The organism is Siphonobacter sp. SORGH_AS_1065 (assembly GCF_030818595.1).
Lineage (GTDB): Bacteria > Bacteroidota > Bacteroidia > Cytophagales > Spirosomataceae > Siphonobacter.
The window spans coordinates 927,412-943,521 of record NZ_JAUTAM010000004.1 but is presented as its reverse complement, the minus strand read 5'-3'; the positions used below and the strand labels follow the sequence as shown (position 1 = coordinate 943,521).

Below are 16,110 nucleotides of genomic sequence, written 5' to 3'. Positions count from 1 at the left end.
CTATTAAATAGTACTTTATTAGAAAATTAGTAATAAATTAAAATATTTTGATACCACTATATATGAATTTAATATATTTTTGAAGACCAACCAGAATAGTACGTATAGTACTATTTATTGCAGTAATAATAAATACCATAATATATAGCATCATGAGGGGAAGTAGTATTGTACTTTTTATATTGTTGTCATTTACTAAATTATGTGCTCAAGACTTAGATAATGGGCAAATTCCGTTTTACGCTGAACCTTACTATAATTATAAGCCACTAAGAATTAATATTGGAAAATATAGCGAACAGCTAAAAACCAATGATACTACCCAGCTTCTTGACTTAGCTAATAAAATTAAAGCGGACATTAACAATGTTTCAATCGAGACTTTATATGTCCTTTCTTTGAGACTTTATGACCTAGGCAAAAAAGATGAATCATTTTATTGGTTTCATACTGCTAAGACAAGAGCCAGAATTTTTGTAGAAGCACTTGATCCCGAAAAAATTAGAGGTATAGGTTCTGAAGCTTTCGAACTTAAACATCTTTTTACGGCATTCAATCAAATTGTTGGTAGTTATATAAATGCATATGGCTTCAATGACGTTGAAAAAGCTGCATCAACCATGGAAATAATTAAAACAGAAATAAAAAATATAAAATTTTATACAAGCGTCTATAAAAAAACAAAGTTCTTATCTGATACTAAATTAGAAGAAATTAAGACGAAAAAAGAGAAAGATATTGAAGAAAGTATTAATTACTTTAGAGCCAACAAAGACGAAATAAAAAAGAAGCGAATTGAAGCTGGTATACAAGATAAATATTAAATTATTCTTACCATTGTTGGTGTTACTACCGCCGTTGTCGGGATTTAGCGTAGCGTTATCAACAACTTTATTCGTGGGGCAAATAATAATATTCATTAAATTTATTGGTTTCGCTTTGCTTAAACACCCATAACGACAGCAAAATTCTTACGATTAACGGCTCGCGAATGAGTATAAACTGCTCATTTCAACATATTAGTAGAAGATTCTTCAGGAATACAGATCCGTCATAAATTCACCACTACCTATCATCACTGCCCCAAAGCCCCAGCAAAAATGATTTCAGACTGTTCCAAGTGTTCGTCCATTAGACCTAACTTGGAACGACGAAAGGTAGTTTGCAACTGCCGACCCTCACAGACTGACATTTATCAGCTATTCCAAGTGACGCCTTTCAGGCTTAACACCCGGAATAGTAGGGCCAGAGACACTTCTCTCCGGCATCCATGACTCCGGCTCGGAGGACAGGGTTGCACGCCTTAATTTTCCAAAATAGAGGCAGATACTTACCAGATTAATTCTTCCAGAACGAGTATAAACAGCTCAAGACAACATAAGAGTAGTAAATGCTGCGGTGGAAAGGGCAAGTAAAAGGCTAACCCATTCCCTGTGGGCAAATGCATCGGGCCTTTTATAGTCGCTTTAAAAAGAACAATAATAAACCTCGTCTATTTTGTGCTACTAAGTCTATTTTCTAAAATGAATCTACGCAAAAAAGCAATGGCCTTCCTGTGGGCCATGTTAAGCAGTGTAACCGCTTTTACCCAGACCAAGCAGGCTTCACCGCCCTTCGAAGGGTATCTATTTGCTTACTTCGAGGGTTCAGGAGATCCGCTCAAGCAGGAGCAGTTACGCCTGGGCATCAGCAAGGATGCCATCCATTGGTCTGCTTTAAATAACAATCAGCCTATTCTTGCCTCCAGTGACATCTCGCAGACGGGTGGAATTCGGGACCCACATTTGTTACGCGGACAGGATGGAAATACCTTTTATCTGACGGCAACTGATATGTTCGTAGGTAAAAATGGTTGGGGGAGTAATCCGGGTATTGTTCTGCTGCGTTCCACTAATCTAGTGGATTGGACCCACCGGAGTATCGACCTGGCCAAAACCTACCCGCAGACGTTTGGGAATGTACAATGGGTATGGGCTCCGCAGACCATCTATGATCCCCAGGCCAAAAAGTATCTGATCTACTTCACGGTACGTTTCAAAGACGATTCGAAGCTTGATTTTTATTCCGCCTACGCCAATCAGGACTTTACTGGTTTTGAGGCTGAACCCAAGCTGATGTTCCGGGCAAAGTACGGAGCCATTGATGGCGATATTGTTTATAAAGACGGCACGTACCATCTGTTCTTTAAAGGGAATACAAAAGATGAGAGCGGCAAAGAAATCAAAAATGGCATTCAACAGGCCACTTCGAAATCGCTGAACGGCCCCTGGGTAGAGGATTTCAAGTATCTGGATGCTTATTCGGATAAACATATTGTAGTAGAGGGCTCCAGTGTCTTCAAACTCAACGACTCGGACGAGTATATTTTGATGTATGATCTATACACGAACCTGCGGTATGAGTTTCAGCGGAGCACCGATCTGTATCATTTTACGGATAAACCCGAGTCTTTCACCAAAAACTTTAATCCCCGGCATGGCAGTGTCATCGGCATTACCCGAGAAGAAGCCCGCCGTCTACAGGCGAAATGGGGGGGCGTTCCTAATGACTTGTTACAACCCGTCGAGGCTTCTGATCGCTATTCATTTACTTCGAAAGGAAACCCCATCATTACGCATGCGTACACAGCTGATCCGGCGGCACTGGTGAAAGGAGATACGCTGTGGTTGTTCGCGGGTCACGATTTCGCCGGTGGGCAAAGTGGATATAAAATGAAAGACTGGCTGGTGTATTCAACCACGGATTTGAAAACGTGGACCCAGTATCCCGTGCCCTTAAAAATAACGGACTTCCCCTGGGCGAAGAGTGGAGATGCGTACGCGGGTCAGGTCATGGAAAGAAACGGGAAATATTACTGGTACATCAGCACAAACTGGTCAGGTATTGGAGTTGCAGTAGCGGATCGACCGGAAGGACCTTACAGAGATGCGTTGGGGAAACCTCTGCTTACTAATAAGGATTGTTTTGCCTCTTCCCACTCCTGGGCCTGTATTGACCCTACGGTATATATCGATGCTAACGATCAGGCCTGGCTTTTCTGGGGCAACCTCGAATGCTATTATGCCAAATTAAAAAAGAACATGATCGAGATAGAAGGGGAAATTAAACGGGTTCAGTTCCCTGGTTTCGATTTTACGGAAGCTCCCTGGATTCATGCCTACAAGGGCAAATATTACCTGAGTTATGCGACGGGCTTCCCGGAAAAAATTGCGTATGCAGTGGCTAATTCCATTGAAGGACCTTACGAATACAAAGGTATTTTAAATGAGATTGCCGGAAACAGTAATACTAATCATCAGGCGATTGTCCAGCACAAAGGGCAGTGGTACTTCATTTATCATAACGGCGGTATTCAAACCGATGGTAATAGCTATAGCCGCTCGATATGTATCGACAAATTGGACTACAATAAAAACGGAACCATAAAACGAGTAATGATGACTAGTGAAGGCGTATCGAATACTTACAGCCCAACTAAATAGGTTTTACTGAATTTAAACCAGCAACGAGTTAATGGATGAAGGAGCTAGGTCTCTTTATCGATTAACTCGTTGCTGGTTTAAACGGGTTTTGAATAATCATAAATGGATTTTACGAAAATCATACAGTAGAAACCTACGGTCAAGTGGTGATAAGTTCTTATAATGATTTAATAATAGATAGGTCGGCGTAGAAGTACTAAGTGCCAGTCTATTAACTAACAACGAAAAACTATCAACTACTTATAAATGAGATAAATAAATGAAATTATTAGGTAAAAAACAGGTGGGTGGGCGTTAGTCGTATCTTTTAATCTCATTATAATCTCTAGAGGGAAGTTGTTAATATTCAGGAAACATACCAGACATAAATTGCGGGGCATCTTAAAACTTAAGGATCCCAACTAATTTATGAAACTCTATAGGGTTATTCTACTATTTACTTTACTGGTCAGTAGTCAGGCGTGGGCTCAGGTAACCACCAGCGGCTTGAGTGGACGTGTCATAGATGACAAAAAAGAGACGCTGGTAGGAGTCACGGTTCAGGCCGTTTTTACCCCCACGGGTACCCGTTATGCGGCCATTACTGATACGGAGGGCCGTTACCGAATCAATAACATGAGTGTCGGTGGCCCCTATGAAATTACATTTTCCTCCATTGGTTTTCAAACAAATACGATCCCCGGAGTTACCCTTCAATTAGGGGAAACGACTACCATCAACGTCACCTTGCAGAACTCAACCCAAACCTTAGGTGAGCTGGTTGTAAAAGGCGAAAAAGGAGGAGAACGCAACGGAGCCGGATTAAACGTGGGTAGTGAAACGATTCGCCGAATGCCTACGATCTCCCGTAGCCTCACGGACATGACGCGATTAACGCCTCAGGTAAACAATCAGAACTCCTTTGCGGGTACCAATTTCCGGTACAATAACGTAACGATTGACGGAGCGATTAATAACGATGCCATTGGTTTTAGCCCCTCGCTGGGTGGATCAACCGGAACGTCAGGACAGCCCGGTTCAAGTACGCGTACCAACCCCGTTAGTCTGGATGCCATTCAGGATATTCAGGTAGCCGTTGCTCCGTTCGACGTACGGCTGGGTAACTTCCTGGGTGGATCGGTAAACGCCGTTACGCGGAGTGGTACAAACAAGGTTTCGGGTTCTGTCTATGGTTTTGGTCGCAATGCGACGCTGACGGGAGCCTGGAATGGAGCCGCCAACGCAAAAGAAAAGCTACCCAGCACTTTTCACGAATATCAAACGGGTTTTAGAGTAGGCTTACCTCTCATCAAGAACAAGCTGTTTTTCTTTACTAATGAAGAAATCACCAACCGTCAGGATCCCGTACAGTTCCAGGCAGGTTCGGCTTCTTCTCTGATTAAAGATGCGGCAGTAGCTCAACAGATTTCAGATTTCGTGAAAACTAATTACGGGTTTGAGGCTGGTTCGTACGGTAATTATTCCATCTATTCAAAAAGTACGAAATTCTTCAATCGTCTGGACTGGAATATCAATGCTCGTAATCAGTTAAGCTTGCGTAATAACACGGTATTCTCGGAAGCAACCAACCTCGAGCGGGATGCCGCAAACTTCCGTTTCGGTAGCATCGATTTCCGTCAGAATAACAACCAGACCAGTACGGTTGCGGAGTTGAAAACGCAATTCGGACGTGCTTCCAATAGCTTAATTGCAGGATATTCTACTGTACACGATTACCGTACGACCCTTTCTAATATTCGTACATTCCCACAGGTAGAGATTGCTTACAATGGCGGTACGATCTTCCTGGGTAACGACCGGGAAGCTTCCGTGTTCAACCTGCGTCAGAAAACGTTTGAGTTAACGGATAACTTCACCTTCTACAAAGGTAACCATACCTTCACGGTAGGTACGCACAACGAATTTTATACAATTGATTATGGATTCGTGAATGCTCCTAATGGTCGGATTTCATACGTTTCAACGGCGGCAAATGCTTCTACACCTGCCCGCGATGGTGTTCAGAACTTCCTGATTAACTTACCCAACCGGGTGCGGGGTTCGTATCCGTTTGCTGATGCCAGCAACAGCCTCGACAATCAATTCAACAATCCCTACGCTCATTTCAATGTTAACCTGCTGAGTTTGTATGCTCAGGATGATATTCAGCTTACGGATCGTATTAAACTTTCTCCCGGCATTCGTTTCGATTATACGGGATTACCTACCAAACCTGCGTTGAGTCCTCAGGTAGCGGCTTCTACGGGAGATCCTAATTACGGTACAACCTATACGTACACTCCTTTAAATCAGATCACGAATAAGTATCTGAACAATGTACAGGTATCGCCTCGTTTGGGCTTCAATATCGATGCGAAAGGGGATAAAAGTCTTGTCATTCGGGGTGGAGCGGGTCTGTTTACGGGCCGGATTCCTTTTGCCTGGCTGGGCTATGCGTTTTATAACAACGGGGTAGGTTACGGTGCTTATGATTTTAACAACAACGCTACCGCCTCCACGAAACTCGTAGGAGATCCGCTGGTACCGGGTGGAGCCTTGGCTATTAACAATAACAACGGAGGTACTCGCCGGACTCAGGTTGACTTGATTGACAATAACTTCAAGATGCCTCAGATGTTTCGGAGTAACTTAGCCGTAGACTATGTAATCAACGGTTATAAGATCACGCTGGAAGGATTGTATACGAAAGTCATCCATGACCTGAAATTCCAACAGGTGAATACCAAAGATGTCGTTTGTTACTACAGTTATGACACGCAGCATCAGCAGCCTATTTACGTATCGTCAACCGGAGCGGCGGGTGCCCAGCGGATTGATAATAACTTCGCGAACGCGTACATGCTTTCCAACACGAGTCAGGGACGTCGGTATAGCTTAACTGCCCAGATTCAGAAAAACTACTCGGCAGGTTTAGGTTTCTCTGCTGCCTATACGTATGGAAAGGCTTTTGATATCACCAATGGTATTCGGAACTCCATGGAATCGAACTGGCAGTTGAACCAGTCGCTCTCACCGAACAATCCATCTCTGGCTTATTCGAACTTTGACATTCGTCACCGCATCGTAGCCAGCGTTAATTACCGCCAGAAGTGGAGCAATACCAACGCCACGACGGTTTCTCTGTTCGCTTCTTTCCAGTCAGGTTCTGCGTATTCCTGGGGGTATGTTAACTCAACGATTAATGGTTCTGGACAAGCAAACGGGTTAGCCTACATTCCAAAAGATCTGACGGAAGCTCAGAAGTTACTCCCAACGGGTACACAGGCACAGGATTTCATGGCCTTTGTGCAGAGTGATAACTACCTGAAAACCCGCATGGGAACCTTTACGGAGCGTAACGGTGGACGTACCCCCTGGAACAATACGATGGACTTACGTTTTCTACACGAGATTACCATGAAAAATGGCCATTCTCTTCAGCTTTCGTATGACATCCTTAACTTCCTGAATCTGGTAGACAAGAAGTTAGGGTATTATTACTTCTCACCCAATACCTTTAACTCAACGGCTTCTATCGGTCTAGCTCGGGCTACTAACCCCACTACGGGCGACCCGACCTTTACCTGGAGCCGTCCTACCACGCCCTATTCGATTGATCCCCTCGGATCTCGCTGGCAAATGCAGTTAGGAGCCCGGTATTCTTTCTAGGCTTGAGCTGAGTAATAGGAAGTATCTAACAAGGGAAGGGTACTGAATCAATCACATAAGTCATGATTGATTCAGTACCCTTCCCTTATTTAGAAGCGGATTTTACAGAGTTACGTCCCTGTAATGTAGGCTTTGATTGAAGGACTGGTTTTATGATTATAGCAAAAGGCAAAGAGCCGTTTCTGCCTATGCACATTCCATCAACAATTCAAATACTTTTCACATTCTCGCCGTTATTGGTGTTTAGCGGAATGTCACCTAAAATGGCGAAGCGAATAATTGATAAAAAGTCTCGTATGAGTGTCTATAGGCGGACTTTGGGTCAATACAGAAGTTTTTATACGAGTTTTGAGAAGCACAATTGTACCGTCCGTTTGATAGAGTCGAGTGAGGGCTGCATAAACATAAAAAGCTCATGAATATTTACGAATACCAGCGATTAGTCGGGAAGATAGAGGATATCCCTGAGTTGAAGCAGGAATTTATAGTTCTGTACGATACTAAAAGCCACCGGGAGATGGTGCAGTTTTGTTTGATGTTCGGGCAACATCTGATAGATCTAACGGGTTTTGAGCCTTGTCGTGAAATAAAGGAAGCATTCGAAGCCATGCAAAGGTGGCTGGATGGAAAGACCAATTATCACGAAGCAAGGAATTTGAGTCTTGAGATTAGCAGAATTGCTAAACTTGAAAAAGACTTGGTTAAGGTGAAGTTTTTAAGAACTATGGCACAAATAGCCGCAAGCCCACATACAAAATATCATGGCTTATGGGCCACTGATTTTGCGGTTACACTGATTAACAAAATGTTTCCCGGCGATAGGGCAGAGGTAAGAAAAGAGCGAAAAGCCCAGATCAATTTATTGAAGAACCTTTAAGCTAAATGAATGAAAAGTTGTGGTGGAGTTGGCGGATATGCTACTTTAAGTTTATAGTTTAAATTTCCCTGTTCGTCCGCGTTTATAATATAGATTTTATAGATATTCGTTTGTGACGTAAATAGGAAGAATACCCTTACACTTCAATCATTATTGAGTTTTGATAAGACATTTCTAACAATAGATGTCGATAAGCCACTTAGTAATGGAGATTGATAATTACTCATAGTGAAACCATACAGTAGTTGTTCCTCTCCCCTTTGCGATAAAAATACCCCAGTAAGTGTCTAACTTCTGGGGGTAATCCAGTTATCATATTCTTTAAAAGGTAAATTTGGGGATAAATATGCAATGACAACTAATGGGTGTCTCCGACGCCATTGCTCAACATGTTCATGGGAGAATGGTGGATACCGTTACCGTATTAGCGGCTGGTAATTTTGTTGTTAAATCGCTTCGCCAGGTTTTCAATGTCGTCATATCTTGCTAGTTGTCGAAGCCAATGTAAAGGAATTTTATTAAATCCGTATAGAAGACCTGCTAGTCCTCCTGTTACTGCACCAGTGGTATCTGTATCTTCCCCTAGATTTACCGCTCGTAAAACGGCTTCTTCGTAGCTATTAGTGGTTAGTACACACCAGATACTTGCTTCAAGTGTATGCAAAACATAACCATCACTTAAAATTTTTTCTTCTTCAATTTTATCAATATTTCCTTTTAGTAGCCTGTCAAACAACGCAATCTCTTTCGGATTGATGGCTATACTGGTCAAGTAATTGGGGATTTCTATTTGCAGGTTTCTGTAAACTTCAATTTTGTCTTTACCTTCCAAAATTTGCTTTGCAAATTCAAGATAATAGAAGCAAGCAATTACAGAACGGATATGCCCATGAGTAAGCGACGAAACTTGTTTGGTAATGGCGTAGCGTTCTTTGATTGGTTTGTCAAGCAAATAGAAAAGCAAGGGTAAAATTCGCATAAGCGAACCATTTCCGTTGTCGCTTTCCTCAAAGCCGCCAGCTAATTCTGGTTCTTCACCTTGGGCAAGTCGTGAAATAGCCTGTTGTGTGGCCATGCCAATATCAAAAACGTTTCCGTGCGGTGTCCAGTAATTTTCCTGATACCATTTTACAAAATTTTGCCCGATTACATGTAAGTCAAAGTCTTGGGTTAATGCTTCGGTAAGGCAAAAAGTGAGCGAACTGTCATCTGACCAGGTTCCTGCTGGCAAATTATATGTTCCATAACCAATCATATCCGTTACGGGATTTTTACTAATGGATTCCCTATTGTTGAACTCTACAGGAACACCCAAAGCATCGCCAGTAGCAACACCGAAAAGAGCAGATGTTATTTCATAAAAATAATCAACACCTTGATTTGTGAAAAGCATATTTCCAAAGGTACTCCAGTCTATTAGAGCATCAGTTTCTGACTTTGTAGTTCTTCCTGGATAAATGTTACGAACATTAATCCCTAAAATACCTCTTGCAATTAAAAATGAAAACGTTTCAAGGTCAGTAGTATCATCCTGATTTTTATATTTTTTCGGGTTTCTTTCCGCCCAAAACTCTTTTATGGAGTAACCGTCAGTTACTTTATTGATTTTTGCTTTATAAATACCATGACCTGTCCAGGAACGATGAAAATAAAGCCATTCATTTTCGTAATAAATGAACCATTTGTCTTCCATTTGCTGAGGAATAAGTCCTGCTACTAACGTAGAGAATTGCCTGTCTGTAAACAGCAAGTGTATGTCAATCCGTTTGGGATGATCCATAGGAAAATTTTTCCAAGTTGCTTTTGTTGCTGGTGCGTTCATTACAAGATTTCTCCGTTAGTCCATGCTTTAGGATATCCGCGATATGGTCGCAGGCGAACGGGGGGATAATTTACTCCAAGTGATATTGGTGAATAGTTACATCGGGTTACGTAAAACCGAGGACTTTGCCTATTCCTTCGTCCAGATCTATCCAAGTAACGATTGGTCTGAGATGGCTTTCCAGCTTGATACGTTGGAATGGCCTTGTCGTCTTCGGAAAATACTTACTTTAGCCATCCTCTACAGGGGCCCTCCGTCCTGCGAAAAACAACGCATAGAAAGGCTATTTACTACTTTTTTAGTAGATTTGTAGTTTTCGATGATTTATCTAATCTTCTTGAACTAATAGGTTAATTATGAGCAAATATGACGAGTATCAAAAGCAGATTATAGATAGAGAAGCCCAGGGGCTTCACCCTTTGCCGATTGATGGAGCTGAGTTGATGTACGAGGTCATTGAACAGATCAAACACGCCGGCCACGAGCATCGGGATGAGTCACTTCAATTCTTTATTTATAATGTATTACCCGGCACTACCAGTGCAGCTCGTGTAAAGGCAAAGTTCCTGAAGGAGATTATTCTGGGTGAGTCGGAAGTAAAAGAAATTACCCCCGCTTTTGCTTTTGAGCAGTTGTCCCACATGAAGGGCGGTCCTTCCATTGAGGTATTACTGGATTTAGCCTTAGGCGATGATCTTGCCATTGCCACACAGGCAGCTGAGGTTTTAAAAACGCAGGTATTCCTCTACGACGCAGATACCGACCGTTTAGAGCAGGCTTACAAAAACGGCAGCGAAATTGCTAAAGATATTCTTGAGAGTTACGCTCGAGCAGACTTCTATACCAAGTTACCTGATATCCCCGAAGAGATTACCTTGGTAACTTTCATTGCCGGTATTGGTGATATTTCTACGGATTTACTCTCTCCCGGCAGTGATGCTCACTCACGTTCAGACCGTGAACTGCACGGCCAGTGTATGTTTGAGCACAACAAAGCACAACAAGCCGCACTGAAGGAACTCAAAGCTCAACATCCTGATAAAACAGTTATGCTGGTGGCTGAAAAAGGCACGATGGGCGTAGGTTCTTCGCGGATGTCGGGTGTAAATAACGTGGCTCTCTGGATTGGTAAGCAGGCTAGTCCTTATGTGCCTTTCGTGAACATTGCTCCGGTAGTAGCCGGAACTAACGGCATTTCTCCGATCTTCCTGACTACGGTTGGCGTAACGGGTGGTATTGGCCTGGATCTTAAAAACTGGGTGAAGCAGTTCGATGAAAACGGTAAGCTTATCGTCGATGCGGATGGTCAGCCCGTGTTAAAGCAAACGTATTCGGTGGATACCGGAACGGTGCTTACGGTGAATACCAAGACCAAGAAGCTTTACAAAGATGGCCAGGAGGTAATGGATGTGAGTTCAGCCTTCACACCTCAGAAAATCGAGTTCATGAAAGCCGGTGGTTCTTACTCCATCGAATTCGGTAAAAAATTACAGACGTTTGCGGCAAAGACGCTGGGCATTACGGCTCCTGCGGTATTCGCTCCATCGAAAGAAATCTCCATTCCAGGACAAGGCCTTACAGCGGTAGAAAAAATATTCAATCGCAATGCGGTGGGAACCTCTGGTGCTACCTTACACGCCGGTTCTTACGTTCGGGCGAAGGTAAACATTGTAGGCTCGCAGGATACGACGGGATTAATGACGGCTCAGGAGCTGGAGTCTATGGCTGCCACGGTGATTTCTCCCATCGTAGACGCTGGTTATCAATCGGGTTGCCACACGGCATCAGTTTGGGATAGCAAATCTCAGCAGAATATTCCCCGACTGATGAAATTTATGAATGACTTCGGTCTCATCACGGCCCGTGACCCCAAAGGAGTTTATCATTCCATGACTGACGTAATTCACAAGGTTTTGAATGATATCACGGTAGACGACTGGGCGATCATTATCGGGGGAGACTCCCATACCCGGATGTCAAAAGGTGTGGCCTTCGGTGCTGACTCGGGTACGGTTGCTCTGGCACTGGCTACGGGTGAAGCTTCCATGCCTATTCCTGAATCGGTTAAGGTAACGTTCAAGGGTAAAATGAAGGATCACCTGGATTTCCGGGATGTCGTGCACGCTACCCAGTTACAGATGCTGAAGGAATTCAATGGTGAAAACGTATTCCAGGGCCGGGTAATCGAAGTACACATCGGTACCTTACTTTCAGATCAGGCCTTTACTTTCACCGACTGGACGGCAGAGATGAAAGCCAAAGCTTCGATCTGTATTTCTCAGCCTGAAACGCTCATCGAATCATTAGAGATCGCGAAAGATCGCATCCGAATCATGATCGAAAAGGGCATGGATAATGAGAAGCAGGTACTGCAAGGGCTGATCGATAAAGCTGATAAGCGAATTAACGAAATTAAATCAGGTGAGAAGCCTCCTTTGACTCCTGATGATAATGCGAAGTATTACGCAGAATTCGTAGTTGATCTGGACATCATTGATGAGCCTATGATTGCCGATCCTGACGTAAATAACGTGGATGCCTCGAAGCGATATACGCACGATACCATTCGCGACCTGACCTATTATGAAGGCGAAAAGCACGTAGACCTGGGTTTTGTGGGCTCCTGCATGGTACACAAAGGAGACATCAAAATCGTTGCCAAAATGCTCAAAAACCTGGAAGAGCACTACGGGAAAGTAGAATTCCAGGCTCCGTTAGTAGTGGCGGCTCCGACCTATAACATCATCGCTGAATTGAAAGAGGAAGGTGATTGGGATGTACTGCAAAAGTATTCCGGTTTCGAATTCGATGATGCGGCTCCGAAAGTAACGGCTCGCACCGAATACGAAAACATCCTCTATCTGGAGCGTCCCGGTTGTAACCTGTGTATGGGTAACCAGGAAAAAGCAGAGAAGGGCGATACCGTAATGGCTACGTCTACTCGTTTGTTCCAGGGACGTGTGGTAAAAGATTCAGATCGTAAGAAAGGAGAGTCTTTACTGGCCTCTACGCCGGTGGTGGTTCTTTCTGCCATTTTAGGTAGAACTCCTACAATCGAAGAATACAAAACGGCAGTGAAGGGAATCAAGTTAACCCAATTTGCCCCACCTGTTCAGAAAATGACGACGAGTTCCTCCGCGACTCATCAGCTTTCTTTCTAAGGATCTTAGTAAGGTTTTCTGATTAGGGAAAGACCCATCGGCTTTATGCGGATGGGTCTTTTTGTTTAGGTTTATGCGACTCTTCTTTCCGGTTATCTTGAGCATTGCTAAAGGACTTCCCTTTGTAGGGTGTATTCAGGCGATACATCCATAGCTAATCTAATAGTTTTTGATTGGACTTTCTTTCGTGCCTTTCCGTCATACGCCGCTACGCATTTAACATTTTTATAGGACACCTCATTAGATTTTTTGTATTTTAGATTATGCTTATCAGAGAATAAGTATCCTCTAAACGAAAAGATCATCCTATGCTTCGCCTCATTCGACAGGCATCACTGCTCATTGGATGCCTGGGTTGGTTACCGGCAACAGCCCAATCTCCTGTACCGGACGAGTTAACGCCGGTTTATACGGAAAAAATTACCGGATATATAGGTGAAAAACTGGATGCTTCGTATCAGAACCGTATCCTGGCACAAGACGTAGATCGTCTCGTATCCCCGTTTCGTGACCGAACCGAGACCCGATGCTGGCAGAGTGAATTCTGGGGTAAATGGTTTACGTCAGCCGTACTAGCTTATCGGTACAAACCGGAGCCCACCTTGAAAGCTAAACTTGATAAAGCAGTTCAGGGACTTATCGCTACGCAAACCCCGGATGGATACATTGGAAACTACAGCGAGGCCAGTCAACTGGAGCAATGGGATATTTGGGGAAGAAAATATTGTATGCTGGGTTTGCTGGCGTATTATGATCTTACTCAGGATGCCAAAAGCCTGACGGCTGCCCGTCGGTTGGCTGACCACCTGATTCAGCAATTAAAAGAGAAGAACGTTCTATTGGTACGAAAAGGGAATCACCGGGGCATGGCCACGTCTTCCGTACTGGAGCCCATCACGCTACTTTATACGCGTACCAAAGAACCCAAATACTTACAGTTTGCGGAAGAGATTGTTCGCCAATGGGAGTCGGCGGATGGTCCACAGTTGATCACCAGGGCGGGTGTTCCCGTATCTGAGCGTTTTCCGAAACCACAAAATTGGTTTGGTTGGGAGCAGGGTCAGAAAGCATACGAAATGATGTCCTGTTACGAAGGCCTGTTGGAGCTGTACCGAGTCACGGGCAAAGCCTCGTATCGTGAAGCGGTCGAAAAAACTTGGCAGAATATCCATGATACGGAAATTAACCTGGCAGGCTCGGGGTCTGCGGTAGAATGCTGGTTTGGCGGGAAAAAGTACCAGACGATGGCCATACACCATTATCAGGAAACTTGCGTTACGGCCACCTGGATTAAGCTGAACCAACAATTGCTAAGGTTGACAGGGGAAGCCAAATACGCTGATGCCATTGAACAGACGTATTACAACGCATTGCTGGGATCGATGAAACCTGACGGCTCTGACTGGGCCAAGTATACGCCGCTCATGGGCCAACGACTGGAAGGTTCCGAGCAATGTGGTATGGGACTAAACTGCTGCGTGGCCAGTGGTCCTCGTGGACTTTTTACGTTACCTTCCACGGTAGTTATGCAAAGCCAGCAGGGCGTACAGTTGAATTTTTTCGTACCCGGAAGTTATACCTTCAAAAGTCCGAAAGGTCAGGTTGTCACGGTGAAATGCCAGACTCGTTATCCCGTTTCTGGAGACATCCATTGGAAAATAGAAATCCCCCAAGCAGAAGATTTTGCCGTTGATGTACGGATCCCCGAATGGGCGGATTCGTATCAATTGTTGGTAAAATCTCAGGAAGTTTCGGGTAAGAAAGGGACATACAAACGCCTGAAACAATCCTGGAAATCAGGAGACGAGATCACGCTGAATCTGTACCTTCAGGGAAAAGTAATTCAGATGGGGACTGAACCGCAACAGGTGGCAATTGTAAGAGGCCCGATTCTGCTGGCACGGGATGCCCGCTTACCAGGTCCAGTGATTGATGCTACACTGAGCCCTATGATGGACAAAACAGGTACGCTGAAACTCGATCTGGTAAAGGAAAACACGGATGGAATCTGGATGCAGTTTCAGGGATCATTTATGCCAGAATCATACAAAGAAGGGCCGGGAAACCCCGTATCGGTTATTTTGTGTGATTATGCGTCGGCAGGAAATACTAATGATGCACGTTCGAGATTTCGAGTCTGGTTGCCTCAATTACTCAATCCCCAGAAACTCTAATATTTTTTGCGAGCTGCTAGGGAAGCTTGCTGAAAAGGTTAAAATGAAGTCGTCCGCGAAATAGTCGCGGACGAACAGGGGAGTTACTTCTGAGACTATGAGCCATTCTTTTTTTCAAGAAGCTGCTTTATAAGATCTAAATTCAGAAGATATTGTTCTTCAATAGGTACAGCCTTTCTTGACACTTTGTTAATATTCTGGCCCTCTTTTGTCCATAGATAAGGATAAAAGTTAAAAACGGTATCGCCGTTCAGTTTCTCCACGTCACTCTTCCAGTTTTTCCAGCGAAGGTCTTTATAAAACGTAGCCAAGTCGCCGTTAAAGCAAAAATGCAAGAAATCGGTATAGGTGAGGTCCAGGGGCTCCCATTCCAGCTGATCAGGGGATAAATAATAAACTTTACCAGCATCACTTCCCAAAGCCCCTCCATTTACCGCGAAAAAACCTCCTGCAACATCATCAGCTATCAGGAGAACCCCAGGCCGTTGGCCAAATTCCTTGAAGGATTTTCCCTTGTTCCAGTCAGGAAGGGAACGATTAAGTTTAGAGCAGCCAGACCCTAGAACACGTATCCACCCATGATCAATGAGTAACCCACCTGTGGCATAAACAATCGCTCCCATTGGAGAACGCGTAGTTACTTGTGTTTTATATAAAGCGTCTTTTGCTCGGTTTGTATTACAGGGGAGAACTTGTACTTTGTTTTTGGCCTTACTGATCCACTCCTGCACGAGGGGCCATCCTGAGTCAGTTTCATTGATAAGCTGTTCAAGCGGACGCATTTTGTTTTGTGCAGATGCCATCAGGGGTAATAGGGTGAGAACAAGAACCGTGCTTGTTTTTCTCAAAAAGCTTTGAAAATGGCGGAGGTCAACAGCGTTATTACTCATTCGTTTGGATGATAGGGGAAGCAATACTTTTAATCGTAAAATCTTAGACAGTAAAA

The 16,110-nt window shown here is 43.8% G+C and carries 8 protein-coding genes; 6 read left to right on the top strand and 2 right to left on the bottom strand.

Annotation, left to right across the window (positions count from 1 at the left end):
• The first annotated feature begins 152 nt into the window (after positions 1 to 152).
• From QE390_RS04645 to QE390_RS04630, 4 genes are all read left to right on the top strand, one after another.
• Complete coding sequence (locus tag QE390_RS04645; protein ID WP_307141289.1) at positions 153 to 824, top strand: hypothetical protein; 672 nt, start codon at positions 153 to 155, stop codon at positions 822 to 824.
• 699 nt (positions 825 to 1,523) lie between these two features.
• On the top strand, positions 1,524 to 3,482 hold the full coding sequence (locus QE390_RS04640) for a family 43 glycosylhydrolase (protein WP_307141288.1): 1,959 nt from the start codon (positions 1,524 to 1,526) through the stop codon (positions 3,480 to 3,482).
• 408 nt (positions 3,483 to 3,890) lie between these two features.
• Entirely contained in the window at positions 3,891 to 7,130 is a 3,240-nt protein-coding gene (locus tag QE390_RS04635; protein ID WP_307141287.1) for a TonB-dependent receptor, read from the top strand.
• Between the two features lie 415 nt (positions 7,131 to 7,545).
• Positions 7,546 to 8,007, top strand: coding sequence for a putative immunity protein (locus QE390_RS04630; protein WP_307141286.1), 462 nt, complete (start codon positions 7,546 to 7,548; stop codon positions 8,005 to 8,007).
• A gap of 424 nt (positions 8,008 to 8,431) precedes the next feature.
• Here QE390_RS04630 and QE390_RS04625 read toward each other — a convergent pair whose 3' ends face one another.
• Positions 8,432 to 9,829, bottom strand: coding sequence for an ADP-ribosylglycohydrolase family protein (locus tag QE390_RS04625; RefSeq protein ID WP_307141285.1), 1,398 nt, complete (start codon positions 9,827 to 9,829; stop codon positions 8,432 to 8,434).
• A gap of 356 nt (positions 9,830 to 10,185) precedes the next feature.
• Between QE390_RS04625 and QE390_RS04620 the strand changes: the two genes are divergently transcribed.
• The gene (locus QE390_RS04620; protein WP_307141284.1) at positions 10,186 to 12,990 is read left to right on the top strand and encodes a bifunctional aconitate hydratase 2/2-methylisocitrate dehydratase; all 2,805 of its coding nucleotides are present in this window, start codon (positions 10,186 to 10,188) and stop codon (positions 12,988 to 12,990) included.
• A 308-nt stretch (positions 12,991 to 13,298) separates the two neighbouring features.
• Positions 13,299 to 15,164, top strand: coding sequence for a glycoside hydrolase family 127 protein (locus tag QE390_RS04615; protein ID WP_307141283.1), 1,866 nt, complete (start codon positions 13,299 to 13,301; stop codon positions 15,162 to 15,164).
• Between the two features lie 95 nt (positions 15,165 to 15,259).
• Here QE390_RS04615 and QE390_RS04610 read toward each other — a convergent pair whose 3' ends face one another.
• A complete protein-coding gene (locus tag QE390_RS04610) occupies positions 15,260 to 16,054 on the bottom strand; it encodes a DUF2625 domain-containing protein (RefSeq protein WP_307141282.1) in 795 nt (264 codons plus the stop codon).
• Positions 16,055 to 16,110: the final 56 nt, after the last annotated feature.

What these genes read in the sequence shown, in the direction of transcription:
- QE390_RS04620 (WP_307141284.1), top strand. Translation starts at nt 10,186, where the DNA reads ATGAGCAAATATGACGAGTATCAAAAGCAGATTATAGATAGAGAAGCC.
- QE390_RS04630 (WP_307141286.1), top strand. Translation starts at nt 7,546, where the DNA reads ATGAATATTTACGAATACCAGCGATTAGTCGGGAAGATAGAGGATATC.
- QE390_RS04610 (WP_307141282.1), bottom strand. Translation starts at nt 16,054, where the DNA reads ATGAGTAATAACGCTGTTGACCTCCGCCATTTTCAAAGCTTTTTGAGA.
- QE390_RS04640 (WP_307141288.1), top strand. Translation starts at nt 1,524, where the DNA reads ATGAATCTACGCAAAAAAGCAATGGCCTTCCTGTGGGCCATGTTAAGC.
- QE390_RS04645 (WP_307141289.1), top strand. Translation starts at nt 153, where the DNA reads ATGAGGGGAAGTAGTATTGTACTTTTTATATTGTTGTCATTTACTAAA.
- QE390_RS04635 (WP_307141287.1), top strand. Translation starts at nt 3,891, where the DNA reads ATGAAACTCTATAGGGTTATTCTACTATTTACTTTACTGGTCAGTAGT.
- QE390_RS04625 (WP_307141285.1), bottom strand. Translation starts at nt 9,829, where the DNA reads ATGAACGCACCAGCAACAAAAGCAACTTGGAAAAATTTTCCTATGGAT.
- QE390_RS04615 (WP_307141283.1), top strand. Translation starts at nt 13,299, where the DNA reads ATGCTTCGCCTCATTCGACAGGCATCACTGCTCATTGGATGCCTGGGT.